This window comes from Streptococcus sp. 27098_8_66 (assembly GCF_041431945.1).
Lineage (GTDB): Bacteria > Bacillota > Bacilli > Lactobacillales > Streptococcaceae > Streptococcus > Streptococcus dentalis.
The window spans coordinates 1-24,704 of record NZ_JAPVYS010000002.1 but is presented as its reverse complement, the minus strand read 5'-3'; the positions used below and the strand labels follow the sequence as shown (position 1 = coordinate 24,704).

18 protein-coding genes and 4 pseudogenes are annotated in these 24,704 nt (G+C 40.6%); 3 read left to right on the top strand and 19 right to left on the bottom strand.

The genetic code is table 11. The features are described 5' to 3' along the window. Positions 1-159: 159 nt before the first annotated feature. The 4 genes and pseudogenes from O3642_RS02110 to O3642_RS02095 all read right to left on the bottom strand — a co-directional run bounded on the left by O3642_RS02110 (position 160) and on the right by O3642_RS02095 (position 4,361). Positions 160-777, bottom strand: coding sequence for a DUF1307 domain-containing protein (locus O3642_RS02110; RefSeq protein ID WP_155125560.1), 618 nt, complete (start codon positions 775-777; stop codon positions 160-162). Positions 778-1,024: 247 nt separating this feature from the next. Beyond that, a complete protein-coding gene (locus O3642_RS02105; protein WP_371605287.1) occupies positions 1,025-2,143 on the bottom strand; it encodes a DUF4767 domain-containing protein in 1,119 nt (372 codons plus the stop codon). 81 nt (positions 2,144-2,224) lie between these two features. Next, on the bottom strand, positions 2,225-3,082 hold the full coding sequence (locus O3642_RS02100) for an alpha/beta hydrolase (protein WP_155125556.1): 858 nt from the start codon (positions 3,080-3,082) through the stop codon (positions 2,225-2,227). Continuing rightward, positions 3,069-4,361, bottom strand: a pseudogene (locus tag O3642_RS02095) (PTS transporter subunit EIIC). The gene O3642_RS02100 and the pseudogene O3642_RS02095 overlap by 14 nt, the downstream one beginning before the upstream one ends. Positions 4,362-4,670: 309 nt before the next feature. Between O3642_RS02095 and O3642_RS02090 the strand changes: the two are divergent. Beyond that, positions 4,671-6,065, top strand: a complete 1,395-nt coding sequence (locus tag O3642_RS02090; protein ID WP_155125554.1) for an MFS transporter — start codon at positions 4,671-4,673, stop codon at positions 6,063-6,065. Between the two features lie 193 nt (positions 6,066-6,258). Here the strand turns inward: O3642_RS02090 and O3642_RS02085 are convergent, their stop codons facing one another. Next, positions 6,259-7,110, bottom strand: coding sequence for a VOC family protein (locus O3642_RS02085; RefSeq protein WP_155125552.1), 852 nt, complete (start codon positions 7,108-7,110; stop codon positions 6,259-6,261). A 188-nt stretch (positions 7,111-7,298) separates the two neighbouring features. On the opposite strand from O3642_RS02085, the gene O3642_RS02080 reads away from it, so the two are divergent. Beyond that, a complete protein-coding gene (locus tag O3642_RS02080) occupies positions 7,299-7,985 on the top strand; it encodes a VIT family protein (protein WP_155171475.1) in 687 nt (228 codons plus the stop codon). Positions 7,986-8,014: 29 nt separating this feature from the next. Here O3642_RS02080 and O3642_RS02075 read toward each other — a convergent pair whose 3' ends face one another. From O3642_RS02075 to O3642_RS02010, 14 genes and pseudogenes are all read right to left on the bottom strand, one after another. Beyond that, positions 8,015-8,554 carry an NADPH-dependent FMN reductase gene (locus tag O3642_RS02075; RefSeq protein WP_070845360.1) on the bottom strand — a complete coding sequence of 180 codons (540 nt, stop codon included), beginning with the start codon at positions 8,552-8,554 and terminating at the stop codon, positions 8,015-8,017. A 168-nt stretch (positions 8,555-8,722) separates the two neighbouring features. After that, positions 8,723-9,646 carry an L-lactate dehydrogenase gene (locus O3642_RS02070; RefSeq protein WP_371605286.1) on the bottom strand — a complete coding sequence of 308 codons (924 nt, stop codon included), beginning with the start codon at positions 9,644-9,646 and terminating at the stop codon, positions 8,723-8,725. 153 nt (positions 9,647-9,799) lie between these two features. Then, positions 9,800-10,711, bottom strand: a complete 912-nt coding sequence (locus O3642_RS02065; protein WP_371605285.1) for an Rpn family recombination-promoting nuclease/putative transposase — start codon at positions 10,709-10,711, stop codon at positions 9,800-9,802. A 272-nt stretch (positions 10,712-10,983) separates the two neighbouring features. After that, the gene (locus O3642_RS02060) at positions 10,984-12,585 is read right to left on the bottom strand and encodes a type I restriction-modification system subunit M (protein WP_371605284.1); all 1,602 of its coding nucleotides are present in this window, start codon (positions 12,583-12,585) and stop codon (positions 10,984-10,986) included. Positions 12,586-12,606: 21 nt separating this feature from the next. After that, a complete protein-coding gene (locus O3642_RS02055) occupies positions 12,607-12,900 on the bottom strand; it encodes a helix-turn-helix domain-containing protein (RefSeq protein ID WP_021144391.1) in 294 nt (97 codons plus the stop codon). Further along, positions 12,890-13,255: a type II toxin-antitoxin system RelE/ParE family toxin gene (locus O3642_RS02050; protein WP_049518263.1), complete on the bottom strand. Its 366-nt coding sequence runs from the start codon at positions 13,253-13,255 to the stop codon at positions 12,890-12,892. Before O3642_RS02050 ends, O3642_RS02055 begins: the two co-directional genes overlap by 11 nt. Positions 13,256-13,517: 262 nt before the next feature. Continuing rightward, positions 13,518-14,393 (bottom strand): annotated as a pseudogene (locus O3642_RS02045) (HAD family hydrolase); the annotation flags it as partial. Positions 14,394-14,500: 107 nt separating this feature from the next. Further along, positions 14,501-15,029, bottom strand: a pseudogene (locus O3642_RS02040) (restriction endonuclease subunit S); the annotation flags it as partial. A 120-nt stretch (positions 15,030-15,149) separates the two neighbouring features. Further along, positions 15,150-15,635 (bottom strand): annotated as a pseudogene (locus O3642_RS02035) (restriction endonuclease subunit S); the annotation flags it as partial. A gap of 18 nt (positions 15,636-15,653) precedes the next feature. Further along, a complete protein-coding gene (locus tag O3642_RS02030; RefSeq protein ID WP_371605283.1) occupies positions 15,654-19,622 on the bottom strand; it encodes a hypothetical protein in 3,969 nt (1,322 codons plus the stop codon). 42 nt (positions 19,623-19,664) lie between these two features. Then, positions 19,665-22,658: a type I restriction endonuclease subunit R gene (locus O3642_RS02025; protein ID WP_371605282.1), complete on the bottom strand. Its 2,994-nt coding sequence runs from the start codon at positions 22,656-22,658 to the stop codon at positions 19,665-19,667. 126 nt (positions 22,659-22,784) lie between these two features. Further along, on the bottom strand, positions 22,785-23,150 hold the full coding sequence (locus O3642_RS02020) for a TIGR02328 family protein (RefSeq protein WP_371605281.1): 366 nt from the start codon (positions 23,148-23,150) through the stop codon (positions 22,785-22,787). Beyond that, on the bottom strand, positions 23,151-23,528 hold the full coding sequence (locus tag O3642_RS02015; protein WP_049522716.1) for a YbgA family protein: 378 nt from the start codon (positions 23,526-23,528) through the stop codon (positions 23,151-23,153). It abuts the gene before it with no gap. A gap of 259 nt (positions 23,529-23,787) precedes the next feature. Next, on the bottom strand, positions 23,788-24,045 hold the full coding sequence (locus tag O3642_RS02010; RefSeq protein ID WP_003006102.1) for a SemiSWEET family transporter: 258 nt from the start codon (positions 24,043-24,045) through the stop codon (positions 23,788-23,790). A gap of 288 nt (positions 24,046-24,333) precedes the next feature. On the opposite strand from O3642_RS02010, the gene O3642_RS02005 reads away from it, so the two are divergent. Beyond that, positions 24,334-24,597: a SemiSWEET family transporter gene (locus tag O3642_RS02005; protein WP_003012241.1), complete on the top strand. Its 264-nt coding sequence runs from the start codon at positions 24,334-24,336 to the stop codon at positions 24,595-24,597. The last annotated feature ends 107 nt before the right edge of the window (positions 24,598-24,704 follow it).

Genomic DNA, 24,704 nt, shown 5'->3' with positions numbered 1-24,704 from the left:
AGCTTCAATCGATTTTTACAAATCTATTGTACTAAAACTGAAACGCTTTCACCATAACATAACCTTACATTTTACCCTTTATTTCTTACATTTTTGTAAGAAAGCAAAAAGAGAGCAGCGGATTCAGCTGCTCTCCATTCCATTTTGGACATCTAAACACTATTTTTCGACCATACCGCTTTTAATGAAAAGCTCTTTAGCTTTAGAATAGCTGATTGTATTGTCGGCTTCTAGGTTCAGAGTAGGGATTATTTCTTTTAATTTTTTAATATCTACTTTGGTGTAATCAATTGTATTGGTGATATAGAAGATACCGTCTTTGTATTCTGATGTCAGTTCAAATCCATGTCCCATCAGATCTTTAAATTTTTCTTGGTTCCTAGCAACGGCTTCTTTCATTGATTGAAGAGGGTTATCGCCAGCTACTTTTGAGACATCGTAATCATCAACTTTTTCTTGTACTAACAAGGTATCTCCCTTGTAATACAAGGTGATGATTGACTTACCTGCTTCATCACTCGTTTCGAGAACGGTTTTTTGAGCATCTGCGATAGAGTCCTCTTTTTTACTATCATCTTTTTTTGAATCTTTTGTCTTATCATTAGCAGATGATTTTGATGAATTGCTTGATTTGCTTTCTGAACTAGATGACTTTTCTACCTTACTTGAAGAAGACTTTGCATCTTTGCTTGATGATTCTGAAGCAGTTTTGCCAGAACATGCTACTAATGTTGCGACTGATAAGAGAGCCACGCCTGCTGTGAGAAGTTTTTTCATAATTTTTCTCCTATAGATATTGATTGATTATATTTTAAGATGAAATCTTTTTATTGTCAAATATTTTATGTACTTGATCCTTCTTATACCAGTTTTTATCACTAACTCTTAACATGTTTCGCCATCCAATTCACAAAACCCAGAAAATAAATTTTTATTCATTCCGCATATAAAATAAAAGATTAGACAAAACGTCCAATCTTTGATGAATGATTGAAAGAACTGAATAAGCCCGTATTTCTTTTTTTCATTGATGAAGTAATTGATTGAACTCTTCTTGAAGTTCCTTGTTGTTCGTTGGTTTTAGATACATCTTTCCACCATTGGTCGTGGGAGAATGAAAGACAATGCCTTCTCCTGTATCTGTAATGGCAAAGAAATAACTATGCACATCTGGATACTTGTCCCAATTGCTATAGCGTTCCACGATTCTGTATTTTGCATTTCCCTGACCAGTTTCTGTATAAATGGCATCCATCTTGCTATTTTCCCCTAGAGTATAGAGGTTGTCTGGTCCTACATCACCGCCAGCAATACCTTTTTGATAGTTGGGTTGTCCCATCTTTTCACCCCAGGTCTTCATAAATTCTGCTAATTTTGCTGATTTTTCTGCGTTCCAAGGCGTTTTTTCCTGGCTTTGGCTATTTCCCGCTGATGGTGTGCTGTCAAAAGTTTGCCAGTCAAACCTCTTGAGATCCCATTTTTCCTCATCCGATTTTCCAAAGAGGGCATTCAGATCTGACCCCGGTACTTGGACTTCTTCTTCCTGGACTTTGGTCGTGGCTTGAGGTGCCTTTTCTATCCGTGAGAGCACAGCTACACCACGGCCAGTTCCTGACATCCAGCTGACTTCTAAGACTTCTCCTCCCTGATAGAGGGTCGTCGCATTGCGCGCTCCACCGTGTCCAGCGACGAAACCTTCAGCTAGCAGAGTCGGTTTTTGGTTCTTTAGATAGTAGACTCCCGTCACAAAGTAGCTTCCATCGGTCTGCTGATTGGCGACGATCATCTCATCTACCCCATCGTTATTTAAGTCCTTAAAGGCATAGCGAACGGCTTCTGGCTGATTGATCACGGTCTCGATCACCCAGCTATTGATCATCCGATCTTCTTTGGCTAATGCATCATTCAATTTGGAAATGGCATCTAAATCTTTTGAAGTGGCAAAAATCTTTTGGTAGTCTGAAAAAACAGACTGGTATAATTGTTTGTTATCTGCTTTTTTGGCTTGTTTCTTTGCTGAAGTCTGGCTTGTTGCAGCCTCTTTTTTGGGACTGGACTGGCGTTGGTATCTCTGGTAACATCCTGTTAACATGACCATACTCGAAGCCACTAAGCCCAATTGCATCCATTTTTTTCTTTTCATCTGATCTCCTCTAGTCTCCCTTGTTTTCACTGATCTTCATTATACTAAAAAAAAGGTGAGGAAGGAATCCCTTCTTCACACTTAGTTTATTTTATTCGGTTTGGCTCGACGATCCGTTTGACTTTCAATATGCTCTTTCACCAAGGCAACCACCTCATCATTTGTTGGAAGGTCCGAGTGCTGGGCATCTTCCCCCGTCACCGTAATCTCCGTATAGCTAGCTGCTTGGTTTTGGTAGATATACTTCCCAGCAGAAACACTGGCATCTGGGACCAACTCATCTGAATCATAGGTAATGGTCCCTGCTACTGAATACATATGAAGGGTTGTGGGGATGGCTTCTTTTCCCTTGATAAAATCGGCCAACATCTCAGATTTATTTTTGATATTGGTCTCCGTGAAATTATAGGGAGTTCCGATGGTCATAAGGGTCTTGAGATCCACATCATAATCCCCTAGATAATTTTCAATAAAGGCTGTATAAATCAAGCCACCGTTGGAATGACCCAAGCCCTTAAAATTATTAAAATTGTATTTTTCTTGAAGGGCTTCGAAGGCTTGATTAAATAGTTTAGCTTGCTTTTTAATGTTGCTATAGCCATCTTTGTTATTTTCAAAACCAACCACAATTACCGGCTCATTGTCCTTAGCATCAATACTACCACTATAGGTGATATGCCCATCATTCCAAACCTTAACCTTAAGTAGACTGTGTTTGGTTCCTTGGCGGTCTTGGTTGAGCTTGGTCACCAAGCCATCAAAGCGGTTCTCTGTCGCAGAGCTTCCCGGGATCATGATGATGGGAGACAATTTTGAATTATAAAATTTCTCGATTCTTGAAACATTGGTACGAGTCCAGCTATAAGAAGGAATGGCTAAAGCGATCAAGAAAAGACTAACCAAAGTAAGGACGATCGCTATTTTTTTAGATTGCTTCATCGCTTTCTCCTTTCACTTTTAAATCTTTTCGAATACGATTTCCCATGCGGACAAATGGTAGATAGAAGAGAATATCGACGGTAAAACAAAGGATACTGACAGCTAAGGCTCTTAGACTCCCTCCCGTTCCAATAAAAGCATAGAGAAGGCTAGGTGTCCCATCTGGCACCGGATAGACGGCTGCTGGCATCAGTTTGAAGCACAAAGCTACAGCTGCTATCGCCATATTCACCAAAGGGATCAATAAAAAAGGAATCACATATAGGAGGTTGAGAAGGACCGGTATCCCTACCATGAAAGACGCCCCATTGTTAAAGAGACTTGGAAACAGACTGAGGAGGCTGACTTTCTTGTCCTTTTGACTTCGTGAAACCAATAAGATTGCAACTAAAAGCGCTAGGACAGCGCCGATACCAGCCACCAGACCAAAACTGCGGTACAAATTAGTCAAGGTATAGAGATGAGGAATGCCTGTCGTTGTATGATGCGTCACAGCGTAGGTCAGATTTTCCAAGGCAAAACTGTCATCCGCAAGAGAGTTCAAGGCAAAGGCTTGACTGTTACCGACCCAAGCAGCTAACCCACTAAATAGTCCCATGCCAAAGGTCGACAGCAGATGATGACTGCTTACCGTTAGAGAAGCCAAGATCTGTCGGATAGTCTGAAAAATATTAAATTGATTTCCAAGAACCAAAAGAAGATTGAGGCTGACCCCTAGAACTAAGGACAAGAAAATGGGACGCACCGTCTTGGGCTGATAGATGAAATCCTTGTCCACAATTTGGTCGTCACTGGCCTTGGATAGACGAAAGATCTGCCCAATTAGATAGCCTAAAACAATGGCTAAGAGGATATTGGTCGTCGCGGGTAAGTTGATGCGTGTCAGTTGCCCATCTTGGAGTGGGCCCACCAACAATTCCTGAGAACCTACAATCAAGCTGACCAAAAGAGCAGTCACTCCAGCTGTCCCTGTACTTCTACCATAGTGCCCAGCTGTATATTTTCCAGCGAGGTAGGTCACTAAAGGCCCAGCTAGACCTCCTAAAAAATTGGAAAAATTAATGAGGACTTGACTAATAGCTTGATCCTACGGCAACCAGCTATCCATCGAAAAGAGCTGATGGATATAGCATCGATCGGAGAAGACCGATAGAGCGATCACCCGAATGATTCCTGAGAATAGAAAAAAAGGAAATAAGGAAACCAGAGTTTTCTGGGAAATTTGAATCAAACTTTTTTCTCGTAACCAGAAAAACTTCTGGACTAAATACTTGGTCATGGGGCCTCCTGTTCGAGTTGATTGACTTATTCACGTTTACTGCTTTCTTCTTATTATATCATACTGGCGAGCCTTTCCTTTCGTTTGGAGAAGCATCGTCTTTTGAGAATGCTATTATTATTTTCAAAACTTTTCAAAAACTCTTTGACAGGGGTCTTCATTTCCTCTATACTATTTGTTAGCTAACAAAACGATGGATCAGGTTGCCGTAGGTCCCACTATGCTACCTGACGGAAAATCAGATCGTTACCATGATTTTTTATACCATAGTCCATATCTTTAGGAAGATTTAGGAGGAATCAGACACCGATGTCACAAGAAAAAATTTCAGCCAAGGTCTTGTTCGCGATCTTTGCGACAGGGATTCTTTCCTTTTGCGGGGTGGCTGGAGAAACTGCCATGAATATCACCTTCCCAATATTGATGAAGGAATTTGAGATCAATACCGCAACCGTCCAGTGGGTCACCACCATCTATCTTCTAGTGGTTGCCTGTGTAGTCCCCTTATCTGCCTACCTCAAACGCTCTTTTAAAATGAAGTCCATCTTTTTAGTTGGAAATCTCCTATCTGTTTTAGGTGTTCTCATTGACTTCTTAGCTCCAAGTTTTGGCTTTGTGGTTTTGGGTCGATTGGTCCAAGGAATGGGGGTTGGTTTTGCCCTTCCTCTGATGTTTAATATCATTTTAGAGCAGGTCCCAAAACGCAAGATCGGTCTCATGATGGGAGTGGGGACCCTGATCACAGCCATCGCTCCCGCCATTGGACCTACTGTCGGTGGTCTCTTGACGGCTAACTTCGGTTGGCGGTCCATCTTTTTGGTTCAATTCCCGATCCTTCTAGCTTCGCTAGTCGCAGGACTTCGCTCCATTGAACAAATCAGTACAGTCAAGCGAGAAACGCTTGATATCATGAGCCTTCTTGCCATTATTGCTTCATTTTTAGGCTTGATTCTAGGCATTCACGGTCTATCTGACCATGCTTTCTTTAGTTTTTCTGTCCTTGGTTGGCTGGTGATTGGGTTCTTGGGACTCGTTCTCTTAGTCTGGCGGTCCAATCAGTTAGAGACTCCCATTATCAACCTTGCCATCTTAAAGAACCATCTCCTCACTGGCCATGTTCTTGCCTTTTTCACCTTCCAATTAGGCTCTCTGGCCATGAGTTTCCTCTTGCCCAATTATGTCCAATTGGTCAACCACTCGAGCACCACGCTTGCAGCCTTGATGCTGCTTCCAGGAGCCATCATTGGAGCAGGTTTTGCTCCTTTCTCCGGTCTCATTCTAGATAAGTTGGGTGCCCGCAAACCGATTCTCCTTGGAGCTGCTTTAATCCTTCTGGCCCATTTCCACTTCACCCTCTTTGGCCTGAAGCTGACAAATGGCTTGATTCTTATCTTTTACATGATCTTCATGACCGGTATGGGGCTTGCCTTTGGAAATATCATGACCAACGGACAAAAACAACTCTCTCTGGAAGAGCAACCCGATGCGAACGCGATTTTTAACACCTTGCAACAATTTGCAGGCGCTGTCGGAACAACCCTGGCTTCCTTGATCGTTGCCATGAGCCAAGCCAATCAAAAGATGGACTTCACCCAAGCCACTGCTAAAGGAAGTCGCAACGGTTTTATGGTCCTATTTGCCTTAGGCATCTTCCAACTCCTTCTCTTATTTTGGGTTGTGGGAAAAGAAAATGAAACCAACTAATTTATCTCATTAAAAAGGAGCTGGGAATAAACTGTCCAGCCTTCGATATTTGATAGAAAAAACTGTATGACGCAGTGGTCGATTGGCATCTTTGTTCGCTTGATTAAGCTCCAAAGATGACCTAATCAACTGTGCGGGGGTGGGAAAACGAACTCTTCTTAATTAGTTGGAGTTCTTTCCCACTCCCTTTTTATTATCCTTTTCTTACTCGTGTGACAATGCCATCAGGATCTTGAAAGGTAAAATCATTAGAGCTCAACCATTTGACAGGAGCCCCATAGGCTTTTGCCCTCTCTGCGATGGTAACTAGGGCTTCCTTGTTTGCCACTTCAACGACGTAATAGGCAAGGCCAGGCATATCTTTGTCACGCTTGGCTAAAGCTTTTCCACCCCATTCATTGACAGCTAGGTGATGGTGGTAGTCTCCTGAAGCGATCCAGCTGGCTGATGGAATGGTGAACTTATCAGATAGGTCCAAAACGGCTTGGTAGAAAGCAGTTGCTAACTGGCTATCCTTGACCGATAAGTGGATATGCCCCATGCGGGTATCTGGCGCAATGACAAAAGGATTCATTTTACGACCCATGTCGTAAATTTCTTGTGCTGAGAGTTCCTCTGTCACCCCAATGATGCGGCCATCCTCTCGAATATCCCAGTCGGCAACAGGTTTATCTCTATAGAGTTCGATGCCATTTCCTTCTGGATCTTCCAGATAAAGAGCTTCACTATAGCCGTGGTCTGCTGCCCCAATAAACGGATAATTCAATTCCGCAATGTGTTTAAACACATCTGCTAGGTCCTCGCGAGACGGCAACAAAATGGCCATGTGGTAAAGGCCATAACTGGTTTGAACCACCTCCTCACCCTTGGTCTTCTTCAAATGTACCACGGCTTTTCCCCCTGTTCCTAAAAGAACTTCCTGATCTGATTGCGACAGGATCTCCAATCCAATGATTTGTGTATAAAAAGCTGTTTGACGATCCAAGTCTTTCACATGTAAGGCTACTTCTGCTAAATAAATCTTGCTACGATAGGCGTATACCATATTCTATTTCCTTTTTGTTGTAATTGTATTTGTTACATTATACCTCTTTAAGTTGTAATGTCAAATATTACAACTTAAACTTCATTAAATTGTCTAACTTTTATCATTTGAGTTAAAATCCTTGCTTTCTTTCTGCACTTTATTTATAATCATTCTAAAGAAGATGAAGGAGATATTGTCTAACTGAAATGAAATATGGAGTAGATGAATCATTTAACGATCGCTTGAATATCTTGAGAGCTGCTGTTCTCGGGGCCAATGATGGAATCATTTCTATTGCTGGGGTGGTGATCGGGGTAGCTAGTGCCACACCAAACATCTGGATCATTTTCCTATCTGGCTTATCAGCGATTCTGGCAGGTGCTTTTTCGATGGCGGGCGGTGAGTATGTCTCTGTTTCCACACAAAAAGACACGGAAGAAGCCGCTGTGAACCGCGAACAAGCCTTGTTGGATCGCGATCCAAAGTTAGCCAGAGAATCTCTCTACCACGCTTATCTTCAAAATGGAGAATGCGAAACTTCCGCAAAGATTTTGACAGAACGTGCTTTTCTGAAACACCCACTCAAGGCCCTGGTCGAAGAGAAATATGGTATCGAATACGAGGAGTTTACCAATCCTTGGCATGCTGCTGCATCTAGCTTCCTTGCTTTTTCGGTTGGTTCCCTTCCTCCAATGCTCTCTATCATTCTCTTTCCAGCTGCCTATCGCATTCCGGTGACGGTCTTCGTTGTTGGACTATCCTTGATCTTCACTGGCTATACCAGTGCAAAACTGGGAAAAGCACCAACCAAGCCAGCCATGCTTCGTAACCTCATCATTGGCCTTCTCACCATGGGTGTGACTTACTTCTTCGGACAACTCTTTAGTATCTAAAAAGCTGAGACTTCTGTCTCAGCTTTTTCTTATGCTTCTAATAAGGCTTGTGCTTGTTTTTCCAGTCCTGCGACCGCTTCATCTGTCAAGACTAATTCACCTGTTTCCCAAGCTTCTGGGTTAACGGTTGTTCCAGTAAACTCTCCAACCACTTGAGTCCGAACGAAAGGCAAGAGCGCTTGGTAAGCCGCAAACATTGGTTCGTGTCCGGCATTGGCTACTGAAGAAACCGTTACGATCTTGTCTTGAAGGGCAGATGGACCACGCGTTTCTGACAGGTCAAGGGCACGACTAAGCCAGTCGATCAGGTTTTTCACTACACCTGGAATGGCAAAGTTGTAGACTGGTGAGAAGATCCAGATGGCATCCGCAGCAAGGACTGCATCACGCGCTGCTTGCACAGCTGGCAAGGTTGGCGTTTCCAAATCTTGGTTCATCATTGGGATGCCCTTGTAGTCCAAGTAAGTCACCGTTGCTTTTCCTTCAAGAAGGCTTTCTGCTTTCTGGGCCATTTGATGGTTGAAAGATCCTTGACGAAGGGATCCGACGATAAATAAAATGTTTCTCATAGTTGCTTTCTCTTTCTGTTGTAAGAATATTTGTTATATTAACTATTATACATGCCCTAGATGTAATGTCAAGAATTACAACTTGGAATTTACTAAGCTTTATTAAATTCACTAAGCAAGGGCTAAGACAATTAAAAGGCTAGGACTTTTGTCCCAGCCTCCTCTCTTTTATGCATGCTCCAGCCCTTTTCGTGTGTTTTCCTTGATGGTTTCGGCTGAATGGAGTAATTTTTCTTTTTCTTCTTCTGTCAAATGCAAATCCAATCGTTCAAGAATTCCTTTTCGACCCACGATCGCTGGGTAGCCAAGATAAGTTCCATATTCTGGACGATAGTTAGACACTGGCATTTCCTCGTGGCTATCATTGATCACAGCTTCTGCCAAGCGTTGGGCTGCTGCAGCAATTCCAAAATTGGTATAGAATTTGCCAAAAAAGACAGTATGACCACCACGCAAGGACTCGTAGTTGATGGTGTCCAGCTCTTCTTGAGAGAAGAGATCGGTAATAGCGTGTCCTTTGACACGGACCTGACTCCAAGCAACAAATTGAGAATTTCCATGCTCACCAAGGTTATAGCCTGATACACTAGCAGGAGAAACCTGCAAACGATCGGCGACTGCGCGCTTCATCCGAGCTGTATCCAGCAAGGTTCCTGTCCCAATCACCTGCTCTTTTGGAAGGCCGGTATATTGTTGATAGAGTTGAGTGACTGCATCGACCGGATTGGTCACTACCAATAAGACCCCACTAAAGCCAGAAGCCTTCAAATCACGCGCTACTTGCACCACTTGCTTGCTAGTAAAAGGAAGCTCTGCAAAACGGTCATCAGTGTTATTAGCCTGCAACTCGATATTTCCAAGAGTCGACACCACGACATCCGCATCTTTTAAAGCCGCGTAGTCATTGACCGTGATATGAACCGGATACCCCGTATTGGCAACTGTATCACAGAAATCCAAGGCATCCGCCTTGACCTTTTTCTCATTGGTATCAATCAAGACCAAGTGATCACAGGTGTGTTTCAAAATCATGCTGTGGGCCAAGGTCGCACCCACATGCCCCAAACCAATAATACCAATTTTTCTTGTCATCAGAATCCTCTTTTCTAGTATCGATCACACTGTTGGTGAGGATAGCTCTTTGTTGACTCTATTCTACCACAATTCTAGAAAGGCGGATTGAAAAAATTGGAAAATTTTCAATTTTTTTCAAAAAAGAAAAGAGGCGATGCCTCCGTTAACGACTCAGGAAAGAAGAGTCTCAATTTCTTCAATGGACAAACCCGTCATCTCCGAGATAAGTTCAGCCGTCATCCCTCGTGAAATCATTTCACATACCAACTGTTTACGTCCTTGTTCCAACCCTTGTTCTAAGCCTTGTTCCAGCCCTTGTACTAAACCTTCTTCTCGCGCTTCGTCAATCGCCGTCTCCATGGTCATATCATAATTTTCTTGAATGCGAATCCGCTCGTCTATCATGGTCTTCTCCTCCTTGGTCCAGCTAGATGAATCTAATAATGAATCTGCGTGGGCAACAGCCTGACTGGGAGCTTTTGTAAAGGGAAGATTCCCAAAAAACTCCAACCACTGTCTGCCTGCATCTGTCAGGTTCTCATCTTTATTATACTTGTCTAGCTCTAAAAAGGCAACCTGCAGAAGATTTTGGTGCTTACCATTTTTATAATAGGCCTTAAGTTGCTTGCCAGACCGGCTATTGGTCAGCCAGTACTTGTTGATGGCGGCCTCTTCGTCTAGTAAGAGCGACTTCTCCAAAATCGCAATCCCATAGACGGGCTCCATCTGCTCGTACATCCTATGTGTCTGTCCTTGCTGGCGCAGTTTTTGCACATTCTCCACCAGCTGATTGGCCAAATAGTAATGGAACCGATTCAAGAAATACTGCTGCTTGCGAATCTGGATCTCGATGATCACCTCGGTTCCATCATGGAGCTTGGCTCTCACATCCACCGCAGTGGAGAACAAGTCATCCTCCTCATAGGCCATGCTGTGGGGCTGGCTTCCCTCCACAATCTGAGCGTCCGCCACATCCAGCTCTAAAATATCTCGAATAAATGCTGCCGTCACCTCTGGTAAACTAAAAATCTTCTTGGCCATGATGTCCAAGGTCGGCGATACATGCGCGTGTCTCTTTTGCATCCCTGCTCCTTTTCGATAAAAAATGAGGCTGGGACAAAAGTCCTAGCCTCTCAATTATTTTTGGATTGTCGAGCAAGACGCAGTGGTTGAGTGGGCTCTACTACGCTGATTTCATCAGCCTTTACAGCCCTACTCAACTGTGCGGAGGTGGGACGACGAAATCGAATTCTAACGAATTACCGATTTCTGTCCCACTCTCACTTCTATTATTCGAAAAAAATTTGGGAAATAGCGAAAAGAATATCCTTTACCTACTACCATCTCCTCACACCCTAACCCTTAAACTCTTGGACAAATTTCTTGAGTTCGGCATCAGCTTCTGGTGTTGTTCCATGAAGCTGGCTGAGCATGTCTAGAAGAGAAGCTGTCTGGGTCTCAATGGTGGCGTTGGTCTGATTGATCTTGGCCACGATCTCTGTCAGTGGCTCCACTTCTTCTTCCTCAAAGGTATCCACATAGCGTGGGATATTGAGATTGTAGTCATTCTCGACGATCTCCTCAAAGCTAGCCAGATGAGCAAACTTATCCATATCCTCTCTGCTCTTATAGGCCTTGAGGATCTTCTCGATATGAGCATCCGTCATGATATTCTGGTTCTTGCCCTTGTCAAATTCCTTAGAGGCATCGATAAAGTAGACGTCCCGATTGGTCCGGTTCTTCTTGAGAATGATGACCGTCGTTGGAATACTGGTATTGAAGAAGATATTGGCAGGAAGACCGATCACCGTATCAATGGCCCCTTCTTCCAGCAAGGCCTTGCGAATGGTTCCTTCCGCATTACCACGGAAAAGAACTCCGTGAGGGAGGACGATGGCCATAACACCATTGTCTTGTTTCAAGTGGTAATAACCGTGCAAGAGAAAGGCGAAGTCTGCCTTGGACTGAGGCGCCAGCTTACCAAATGGGGAGAAGCGTGGATCCTGGAGAAAGCCGGAGCTTGCGGACCACTTAGCTGAGTAAGGAGGGTTCATAAGAACCCCATCAAAGTTGGTCGGCTCTTGGGTCGGCCAGTCTTCGTCCAGCGTATCGGCATTGTGCAAGAACTGGTTTTCCACCGGAACCCCGTGTAGGATCATGTTCATCCGAGCCAGGTTATAGGTAGAGGTATTGAGCTCCTGACCAAAATACTGGACCGTTTGAGGCTGGTGAGAAAACTTTTTGGCATTGAGCAAGAGTGAGCCCGATCCCATGGTGGCATCGTAGATAGTAAAGCCTTGCACGTCTTCACGCCCTAAAAAGGCAATCTGGGTCATGAGCTTGGCTACAGGCTGGGGCGTATAGAACTCTCCTGCTTTCTTACCCGAGTCGGTCGCAAACTGACCAATCAAGTACTCGTAAGCATCCCCAAGCATGTCTCCTGCATGACCTGCCACATCCAGCACTGCCAGCTCTTTCATAACAGCAGCCACTAGCTGGTTTTGCTTCTGAGGTGTCGCCCCTAGCTTTTTGGAGTAGAGATCAATGTCCTCAAAGAGATTCTCATAGAGATCGTCACTTTGCTCGATGTCTCGGAAGCCCTGAGCTAGATCTTCTAGCTGGAAAGTCCCTTCATTGACCCGGTCTACCAAGGCCGTAAAGGTCAAGTCGGGCTTGATAACATAGTTGAGCTCATCAGTGATGACGGAGATCAAGTCCTCTTGAGAGTCTGGATCCTCATAGTAGGACCGGTAAAGCGCCAAGGCTTCATCTAAGCTCTCTGTCTCCTCCTCCATGGTCTCCGCCACGAAGAAGAGCAACTTATCTGAGAGGTACTTGTAAAAGATCATCCCCAAAAGGTAAGACTTGTAGTCATTGGCATCCATCTTAGAGCGGAGCACATCCGCTGAGTTCCACAGGGCTTGGTAGAGCGACTGGGAGGTTTGTGTTGTTTCCATAGTAATTCTTTCTGATTTCTTTTAGACCTTTTCTTGTTCCAGTGGGACGACGGCGAGGGTCTTGCCCAAACTGGCTAAGACTTTCAAGACTGTGTCCAATTGAGGACTGGTCTTTCCTGTCTCCATCCGAGCGATGACCGGTTGACTGACCCCACTGAGTTCTTCTAGTTTCTTTTGGCTAATGCCCTTTTCATGCCGAGCTTCGATCAGCTCTGTCATAATCGCGACCCGCAGGTCACTTTCTAGGATTTCTTCCTTGGTGAAGAGCTCTGCTCTCACATCTTTCCAATTACTGCCGATGGCACTATTCTTCATCTCTTAGCCCTCTTTCCTTCAAATCTTGCAACTCCCGCTTGGCTTTCTCGATCTCTCGTCTGGGTGTCTTTTGCGTCTTTTTGACAAAATGATGCAGTAAGACAAAGCTCCCATCCAGCCAAGCCACGAATAAAATCCGATCCCGCAAGGGTCTCAACTCCCAGATCTCCGCATCCAGATGCTTGATGTAGGGTTGGCCAGCACGTGTTCCATGCTGGCTCAAAAGCTCGATGTAGTCGTTGAGCTTGTTAAGTTTGATCCGGCTATCCTTGTTATCGCGACGAGCTAACTCCCTCATGTAGTCCAGGACCGGTTGATTCCCTTGTTTGTCCTTATAAAAATAAATAGCGTGCACAAAGCAACCCCTTTTCGAATTTATTATAACTCTAAAGTTATTAAAAGTAAATACTTTTAAGTTATTAAACACTAAGGAGCACCCTTTAAACGAATCAAAGGGGCCCACTTATACTATTCGAAAAATGATGTGCTTATGGTTGCTGATAGGGGGAATTTTTGAAGGTTAGATAAACATATCTTGCAAGAGTTTCTTTTATAACTTAAAAATTTAAAAATGAAATTTAATTCTATTTTTTCTTTCTTTTAAGCTTTCTTGTGCCTGCTTCAACCTTATCAGCATTTTTCTTGTTTTCTAACAGTTCATTATAAGCCGTCTTTTTAATAATCGTTTTGATTAGATTATCAAGTTCTGTATTTTCTGAGTAGTCAGCTGGAACAAAATAATCAATACGGTTATCTCGAGTCATTTTGTGGACTTTTTTTCTGTCATTCGTTTTTGGATTGAATACACCGATAGAGTAGCCACCTCTTGTTTTGACTAGCTTCATACAGGGTATATCAGTATCACTATCCCCTAAATAAACCATATTTCTAAAAGGAACTCGTAAATCACTTTCAGCAAAAAAATCATTCACTGCATCGTCATTTACATCTAAAATACCTTTGGTAATTCTAAAAAGAAATTGAGTCTTATTGGTGTAATTCACTACTTGAGCTGGCCAGACCGCAACCCCACTTTCATCACAATAAAAAGAAGTCGCATAAATTTTCTTAAAAGCTCCATTTTTAGCTATTGAAGTCCCCTCTATCATTTCTTTCAAACCAGATGAAATGATATAATGCTCAACAATAACTCCGTTTTCTTCACCATATTTTTGAATGCGTTCAAACCAGTCTTCGACTCCTGGAAATAGTTCTACCTCTGAACCAAACTTGGCTAACTCTGTCTTTGTAAATAGGACTTTTCCTGCAGATTCTGTTTTCATCGTAAACATATAGGCAAGGTTCTTGTCCATATTATTGGCCTTGGCAAAACCATTGGATTTCTTCCAAAATTCACTGATTTCATAGCCAAGCCTCTGTATAAATCCTTGAGCTTGCATATCATCAGGAGACAGCGTTTTATCAAAATCATAGCAGATAGCTACTACAGGTTTTTCTTCTTTTTTTAGAGTTTCTGATTTTACTTTTGACATTTTTCTATACTCCTTTTATATAAACATATCCTGCAAGAGTTTCTTTTTGAGTGTTTCTAGCTGCGAAATTTTTTCTTGGTGAGAGTTGATGATGTTATCTAGGTTAGAGAAATAGGAGCCGATGGCTTGTTGTTCTTCCATACAAGGGATTAATATCTTTTGATTTTTTACAATATCACTATTGAGATTTACTTGACTTCCTGGTTGACCGTATCGATTCCATTTTTCTCTAAACATTTCTAGCCATTGAAACATAAATTCTCTATCAAATTTTGGTCTCATAAAAATTAAAAAACCATCATGTACACCAGTTTTAACGTAGTTGACAACAGGTTTTCCAACAGTGGCAGCAATACTAAGTAATAAATGAGGTTCCGTTAGAACTCTTGTTTTTTCTTGACCTAATTTTGATATTTTTTGTTCTAAACTATGAATTCTACCATTCTGACTTGTAACATCAGAGATACGTAACCAACCAATTTCTGAATTTGAATCAAACCATTTTGGATCTTGTATTGGTCTAGGAGAAGCACCTCGTACAATATCAGCTAACTCCCCTATACACTTTTCTTCCCACTCTCCTTCGAATCGGTCCAAACGAATCTCAGGAATAGTCTGTCCATCTTTGGGAAACATCTTAGAGAGCATGGTCGCCTTGAGAGATTGATAGTTAGCAAGATTGTCCTTGTAGCTAGCCAGGAGGTCGTCTAGGGTACGGAAGAGAGTGCCAATGGCGGATTGTTCCATATAATCTGGAATTGATACCTTAAAATCAGATAATGATTCTTTTGTTATCGTTTTTATAGTCCCTCCCGGAGCCTTTTGTCTCTCAATTTCAAATTTATTTTGTATGACATACGCCCAGAAATCTTTATTAGTTTTCAAAATATAATTTTCGAAAACTAAAATTGTTCTATCTACATAGGCATCATATTGAGTAACTGCGACTCTTCCAATACTTCCCTGTAAAGTTACAATTACTGAATCAGATGGAACAAATACACTAAATGGTTGAGCTAAAGCACTGATTTTCTGTTTTGTATCAGCTGCTAATTGTAGATTATCCAGAACATCCACTACTTGAACAAATGGCATTTCATTTTCCCCACCATACCATTCCTTATTTCCATATGGTTGTGGAAATGAACCTCTTCGATAATTGGAATATTCTCTTAATTTATAGGATTTCCATTCTTTGTCTAATCTATTAGTACTAATTTTTGGAATACATTTTTTTAACATTTTAATCTCTCATAACTTTCAATATTCTATTTGTTTTCCTTTAAAACCATTTAATCTTATTCCTTCCAGCTGAACTGAGTGGCTGCTAATCAAATGTCTATTTTGAAGGTAATTCGTCATTATTCTATTAAAAGTACTATTTTCTACAAGTGCAAATTTATTTCCTTTACTATTATCATTTAACGTGTCGAAAGTTGACTCCCATTCAAAGTAAAGCTCTTCACTAAAAATACTCATAATATATGGAAGTTCCAAGAGATCGATATTTTTACTTAATAATTCCATCTTATATTCCTCCATAGTAGGAGTTTTTAATAAGTATTTCAAAAATGAAATTTTTGTTGATAGTTTGACATCATCGTCTTTCAGAACTTGATAACATAAATTGATACTAATATTGATTTTATTTAAAGTAATCAAATTATCTATATTAGAGATAACTAATTTATATATTTTCTCCTGAATACTCTTACCAGATTTATCAAAGTAATCGGGGTTTACCATAAGATCCAAGTCATTTATATCAAATTTATAATCTAAAATATAATTAATTAATTCCTCTGAAAGATTTCCATTTTTTAAACTTACAACTTCTAAATTATCAATTAATTTCATCTTGTAAGAATCATTAAGCCTATCCATTTGAAGTAAAGAGATTAGCTCATTTGTATCATATCTTTCTTCTACAACATTGAGATAATCATCAATATTCTTTATAATAAATTCATTTTTAAAATTAGGATAAACTTCCTCAATAAATTCAAGATTTTCAACATTGAATTTTATCATTCCTATATCTATAAGAAACTTAAATCTTTCATCTGAAATACCTTCTAAAATAAAGCTAGAGTAACGCCATCCAATATCCTGGAGAATATTTTTATAAATAATTAATTCTAACTGATCTGAAGTCACAATCTCATCCATAAAATTCTCTATACGATTTTCAGGAAGTAAATCAAAATCATTCGAATCAAATTTTAAAGTCAAATCTTTATTAATTAAATTTATAACGAACTGATTAATTTCCTCATAAATTGAAAAATATTTTACTATAATTTGTGAATTTACTGCTGACTTATAGTTTTCGACAAGTAACTTCACCAATTTTTTCTCATTATCATCTGATAATCTTTTAAACTTACTATTTGTATAAACAATAGATAGTTCAGGAATTCTATAAATAATCTCTTCAATGATATTCTTACTTTCGTAATTTTTCTCACCTTCTGATTCATCCAAATTTATATGCTCAAAAAGATCGTTATTATTTAACAAGTACTCAATATATTGAGAATCATCACATATCTCATCAGTTGAAAATGTAAGATAAACTGAAATGTATTTCAATAGAACATCTGTTGAAGATATATATTTAAGCAAAGGCTTAAGTTGGATTTCTCGATTGATAATTTCAAAATTTTTATGTTTAAAATCATCATCTGTATTCTTTATGTACCAGTACATAAAGAATCGTAAATTATTTTCATTTATAATATATAAGTTATTTTCAAAAATAAAATCAATAAACGAAACAACTTCTTGCTCTTGACTTCTATCCTCTTTATTTCCATGTGTTGAAAAGTTTGTGAATTGAATTTTTAATTTTTTTAAATTATTTTTTAATCGATCTGGATGTTGCTTATTATATGTACCAGTAAAAATATCAAAGTTGGTATCAGCAAAATTGTTTATTATATTTTTTGTATTTTCTGATAAAGAATTTATATCAGATAAGTTGAGAAACAATAAAAACATATCTCTTCTTTGTTGATTAATAGAATCATCATTATTCTCATTACTAAAATATTCATTAAATAATTTAGAATTAAACTTCAGCCAATGATCAAAAAAAGCCTCCATAATCTTTTCATACTCATATATGTCAATTTCTTCAATATTTTTTTCATGAATTGCAAATCCAAAAAAATTAATCAAGAAAATTAGAATATTATTTTGATTAAATATATATTTTAATCTCTCATAATTATTACTATCATTTATTGATAATAATAAATACTTAAATAAAGAATAATTTAGAACATAATGGAATTTATAATTTTTTATGTCTAATCGATTAATAATCTCATTTATATGAGTCAGTAAAATTTCGGGATTATTTTCTCGTCCGGATAAAATATTTATAATATATTCTTTTTCATCTTTAGAAATTGTATTTTCGTAGAAATGATTTAAATAATCTTGATAAGTCTCATCAATATAAGAATTTCTTATTAAAAAATTGATTACAGAATATTGAGGATTCTGCTTAATCTCTTCTATAAATGTACTTTCAAAAGAATCTATCTGATCCGCAGATTGATAAATATCAGACAATCTATAGCCCTCTAATAGTTCAAATTCATCAATTAATCTATCTTTCTTTTCTAGTAATGAGTTTTCTTCATTCTTACTTTTTATCCCCCTCATTCGTTCCTGAAATTCAAAGCTATCATAGTCAGGAAAAACTGATCTCTTAGTTTCTCTAGTATGATGTTGCTTATATTCAAAGTCAGAAAAATTAGAGTAAGACAAAATTTCACTATCTTCTTTTATTAATTCTTTAATAAAAGAAGAGTAAGAAGTAAAATCAGATTGTAGTTTCCCATTCACGCTAACTAGTGACTTACCTGATGGAATTCTATAAATAGTCCCATATAACTCAACTTCATTGCTCAAATGTTCTGATCTTACACTATTTAATTGTTTTTCTAGAACTTGAATTTCCCTATATAATATTTCTCTTTGATTTTTTAATTGTCTTTCTTTAGAATTAAGCAACTCATACAAAAAACCTCTATTTCTTTGTAACCTAGAAAAATCTTTTGGGAATATATTTTTGTAAACAACCATAGAAAATAGCTTTTCACAATTTAATGTTAGAATATTTAACGTTTCTTTATACATCAAATATTCATTACAAATATTATTAATCAAACGCATATCATCAAGGTACAAAGAAATGTTAAATAAAAAATCGTCTCCTAAATCATTATGAAGATTCATATCATGAAGGAGTTTAGATAATTGATCGTAAGAGTTTGAAGCAGTCACAACCGGAATAATAGGTATAATATAATCAAAAAACTTTGTCCGTTCTTGAGACTCAAATAAGTCATCTTTTACCAAATATAGAAATAATAATTTAGTATCATCGCAAATTTTCCGTTTTCTATTTATAATAACATTTAACTCTTTTAATTTTTCAAAAATTCTAGAATCATTAAATCGCTCAATGTCTTCAAATATTATTACATCAGCTTCTGAATTTTTAAACAAATATAGAACATCATCAAGATATCTATCAAAATAGGATACCTTGGGATCTTCATTTGAAAATATTTCTATATCAGTATCAATTTTTTCTAATCGAAATGTTAGTCTCCGAATAATACCTATTTCTTTTTGTATTTTAAGTAGATAAAAAATTGAGTAAATGATCAAAGAAAATAATATAAAAATTGCCAATAGTTTAGCATAAATGCTTACTGTCCAATTTATCCAACTTATATTTTTTACAAGCTCAGTCCATGAATTTAGATTGAAAAAATACATTAATAAAATAATTAATGTCCCTAAAAAAAATGTATTGGGCCAAGGCTTGATCTGAGATTCCGCATCAAGAGTTTTAAAAATAGATTTTCTTATTTTATTAGGATTAATTTGATGAAGTAATTGATTGATTATTTTTCCTTCAATAGTATTTATTTGATGATTATTAAGTCCGTTTTTCCCACTACTTATTGTTTCATCATATTGTCCTAATGAAATATGAATGAATTTTTTGTTTTCACAAATTAACTCATAACTTTCGATAACACTACTTTTTCCAGCCCCATAATTTCCAGTTATTGCAACATTTGTTATATCTGATTTAGGATTTAATGCAAAATTTAAAGCTCCCTTAGTTACATTATTGATATTTATATCAGTTTTTGCGGTTAGACTTTGAAATGAAATATCGGTTGAGTTATTCTCTTCAGGCATTATTGACTCCTTCCCTATATCTTAATTTACGAATTATCTCCCTTACCTCCCCACTCTCAGTGGTTCAATCACCTCTTCGATCAATTGGGTATAGGCTTCTTTGATTTGTTTTTTATAGCTGAGTGGGTTGAGGGCATCTGCCACTTCTGCCTTGTAGTCTTTGTAGCGTTGGCTCTTGGTCAGCTGGCTTTCGCCGGCTTGTTTTTTGGCGCCTTTGCGGTAGTGTTGGATATAGTAGCGGAGTTCGTCGGCTCCGATATACCAGTGTTTGGCAAAGCTGGTAATATGACTATCGATGACCGATTCGATCATCTGGTCCAAGACTCCGGTAATGGATTGTCCTCGGTAGCGTTCGGGCTCTTCTTGGACTTGGGTCCAGAGGTTTTGGATGATCTCCGCTAGGCTTGGATTGGTCCGGTTCAGGCTCTCGATATAGCTATCCACGGTTGCGATATCCTTGTCACTGAGGGTCTGCTCGTCATTTTCCTCCTGCTGGATCATACTCTGGATCAGTATCAGGATATAGGCATAGTTGATCTCATCGACTTGGACTGACTCCAGCTCATAGTGGATATCCAGCTCATCTTGGCTGTCCACTTCTGGATCCCTGCTCTTGATCTCCGCCAGGATATTTTGATAGAGGCCCAGATAGGCTTCGAGCTGGCTGTCACTGAGGCCTGTTTCCCGGTAGATTTCTTCCTTATCATACTCTGAATAGACGCGGATCGAGGCTTGGTACTTGTCAAAGACCTGATAGGCTTTGGCGACCTTGCGGAGCTGGGCCGTTGGGGCCTGCTCGAGGGCGACTCCCTCTTCTTCGAAGTCTGTAACTTGGCCTTTAAACTCTGCCCAGGCTTTTAAGAAGTTGCGCTTCTCTTCTTCCCAGCTTGGTGCTAAGACCTCATTTTCTCCTCCATTGGAGTAGAGCTTGAGGGCATTGTCGACGGCTTCCTTAAAGGCTTGAGGGCGCTGGAAGGTGATGATATGTCCGAAGTGTTTCTTGTCATCAAAGATCCGATTGGTCCGGCTAAAGGCCTGGATCAAGTCCTGTGGGCGCATGGGTTTGCGATCGATAAAGAGGGTAGATAGACAAGGTGCATCAAAGCCCGTCAAGAGACGGTCGACCACGATGACCAGGTCCAACTGCTCATTGCGGTAGAGGTACTTGTCCTGCTTTCTGGCAAGGCGATTATTGACATCAGTATTAAAGCCCCGCAGATCCGCTAGGCTAAAATGCGTACCAAACTCTTGGTTATAGTCCTCCATGACCTGCTTCATGTGGTCTTGGTAGCCGATGGACTCTTCCTCATTTTCAGACACCGAGTAGGTGATAGTAAACCTTGGAAAATCTGGTAAATGACGTTTGACCCGCTCGGAGACCTTGACCCGCTCCTTGCCAGCGAGAATGCTCTTGAGCAGATTATAATAGGCCTGTGCTCGTGGGATAGACTTGACCGTCAAGATCGCCTCATAGCTCTTTCCTACCCCTTTAGGGATATTGAGCTGTTGCTGGCTCTTATTGAGGATGGCATCCAGGACTTCTAGCATGTGCTCCTTGTCCTCATAGGCCTGGTCTGGGATCTCTTCTTCTAGCAGATCTGAGATGATGGTATTGCGGTAGTCGACCTTAAAGCCTAGAACTGCTCCATCATGGATGGCTTCCTTGACCGTGTATTCATGCAGGCGATCGCCATACTGTTGGTGGGTAGTCTGAGCCAGGTCTCCCAATTGTTTGCGTTTGTTTTCCTTAAAGATCGGAGTTCCCGTAAAGCCGTACCAGAGAGAGTTCTTGAAGTAAGCCTTGATCTCCTTTTGCGTCTGTGGGGTGACCGCTCGGTGGCACTCATCAACGACAAAGGCCACGCGCAGGTCCTTGATCTTCCCAGCATCCCGCTGGTACTTCCCTTCTTCGAACTTACGCATCATGGTCGTGATTTTCTGAATGGTCGTGACCACCACGCGCTTATCATTTCCCCCTATGCGTTTGACCAGCTCATGGGTATTGTCCGTCTCGTCGATGTCGATGACATCATTGGCCGCATAAGAGAGGAAGGTTGAAGTCGTCTGCTGGTCCAGATCTCTGCGGTCGACGACAAAGATGGTCTTTTGGATCGCTGGGATCTGCAAGAGATTGCGCGCTACCTTGTAAGAGGTCAGGGTCTTACCTGATCCGGTCGTATGCCAGATATAGCCCGACTCTTGGCGACGAGAGGCTTCCTGCACAGCCTCGATGGCATGGATCTGGTAGGGACGCAGGAGGATGAGGGCTTTCTTACTGTCGTCGATGACCGAGTACTGCATGACCATCTGGTGGGCCCGTGGGATCGAAAGAACCTCATGGGCAAAGCTGTTGAGATCGATCATGGGCTGGTTATCCTTGTCCACCCACTTGGTCAGAAACTGCTTGTTCAGCTTGCTTTCACGCGCTGCAGCGATATAGCGTGTGTCGACTTTATTGGTCACGACAAACATCTGTAAGCTCGAGTAAATGCCCCGGAACTTGCCTTCACGGTCATACTTTTTGATTTGGTGAAAGGCATCTAGAAAGGCCACTCGTGGACTCTTGAGTTCGATATGGATGAGGGGCAGGCCATTGATCAGAAGGGTCGTATCAAGCCGTCGATCCTGGTCTAGCGGATAAGCCTTGTCGCGTTCGACTTGATTGACCACTTCATAGCTTGACTTCCCAGCAGCGATATTGTCCCGCCAGATGACTGCCAGACGGATGGTGCCTAGACTGGCATCTTCTCGCTGGACTTCAACCTTGGCGATGCCATTTTCACCAGCAAGCCACTTGGCTGCTTCATAATAGCTGACAAAGTTGAGCTGGTTCTTGATCTGGCGCTTTTCCTGATCAGTCAAGGGATGGTCCGCCAGCACAGCGACATTGTTTTGCGCCAGCTTGTCAAAAAAATTTTCCCACAACTGGTCTTCATTCTTGAGATCCTGGCGATAGGTCCACTGACTCTCTCCTGAGGTCAACTGCTGGATCAACTGTCTTTCAATCTCAAGTTCTGGAGTTGCTACTGCCTTCATCCCTCTATCCTTTTCCTGTACATAATCTCCTATTATTATAGCATGTTTGGGAAAGAAATTAACGCTTTCAAAGCATTTTGTTGGGATTTGGCGCAAAAAAACGAACCTGGTCTGGTTCGTTTTTTCTTAGTCTAAATGAATCCCCTTTTCTGCTAGATTGTCTAAGCATTCTTGAAGGTAAGTGTCCTGGTGCTCGGGATAGATGGGGAGGCTCAAGGCTTCCTCTTCCAGTTCTGGGTAGGCTGGGCAGGTCTTTCCTCTGTAGGTCGACTCCCACCACTCTGGGCTGACCTTATAGCCACGAGCGGTCATCTCCTCCATGATCAGACGGTGATAGGCATAGAGGCGATAGGGCGAGTAGTCAAAGACATAGTTGACCGTCGCGTGCTTCTTGCCCCAGCCATTGCCTCGAAGGGCGCAGCATTCCCGGTGTTGACCCAGGAGCTGGGGACGAGGGAGTTTGGGAATCAAGTCTTGGTGCCAGAGTCTCATCTATTGACCTCCTAGTAGCGTTGAATCTTGTAAGTAGCGATTCGGGTAGCGCTCAAGGAGAGTCTGGATTCCCTTGATCAGATCTTCTTGCTGGGCTTGGCCATGCTGGTATTTCTCAAGTAGCAGCATAAAGTCCGCCTTTTCCTCTGCAGTCGCCTGCTTTTTGAAATAGCCCCAGATATGCTGAAAGGCATTGGAGACCTGGCCACGATTTTCTGGCAAGGCCAGCGCTTGCTGGATCAGGTCCTCGACGTGGCTGACCTCCACCTGGTCTCGCTTGAGGTATTCCCGGATTTCCTTGTAGATATTACTGGAATGACTGAGCACCAGGTATTTATTTTTCGCCCATAGGACTTGACAGTGATGTTTTTGCTCCACTTTTGTCTCCTTTTGATCTTCTCTATGAATAGTCCTCCCATTATACCATGGAAATGATTCATTCCATCAAAAAAAGGCTGGGACAAAAGTCCTGGCCTCTTAATTGTTTTTGAATTGTAGAGCAAGACGCAGTGGTTGAGCGGGCTCTACTACGCTGATTTCATCAGCTTTTATAGCCCTACTCAACTGTGCAGAGGTGGGACGACGAAATCGAATTCTAACGAATTACCGATTTCTGTCCTACTCTCTCTTTCATTGATTACAAGGCTGTGATGGCTGTGATCAAACCAAAGATGATCCCTGGTGCATTGGCTGCAGCAAGTGGAATATCGCGTTCTTTTTTGAAGAGTCCGTAGTAAACCCAAAGGCTACAGTTGATGGCTGCGACAAGGGGTTGAACAAAGTTCCCTTTGTGACCTGCGAGGTTATCCATGATTTGTGGGAAGTAAGACACATACATCATAACAGACATAAAGGTCGCAACCCAACCAAGAATTTTCATTTGTTTTTCATTCATTTTGAAACTACCATTTCCTTTTCTTTTTTTAAAGTATGCACTATTCTACCTTTTGTCCTTTACAAATTCAAGTCTTTTTTTCAATTGTTACCGAACTGTAAAGTGTCACAATCTTGTGATTTTGCAGGAAGATGGATTTCTTTTCGAGAGAGTCTTCTCTCTAGTTGCTATTTTTTTGACACATTGTCTAATTTTGTGCGAATGTAATCATTTTCATCTTGCATAGCATGCAAATTAATTGCATTTTCTTCCTACTTATGCTATTTTGATACACAGAGGTAAAATTTTATGAATAAACAAAAAATCAACCAAATCGTTGGCTCGATCGGTGCCTTTATTGGGATTATCGTTTTCATTGCCTACATCCCACAAATTATTGCTAATTTACAGGGAAATAAGGCCCAACCTTTCCAACCCTTGTCAGCTGCTATTTCTTGCTTGATCTGGGTCATTTATGGTTGGACAAAGGAACCTAAAAAAGACTGGATTTTGATCATTCCAAATTCAGCAGGTGTCATCCTAGGGGGATTGACTTTCCTTACATCACTTTAATAGAAATCGATAAAAAACCGAACTGTAGTGGTTCGGTTTTTTTATGTTTCCCTTTGAAAAACAAAAACAATCGCATCGGTTTTCAAACAAAAAGAGGCTGGGACAAA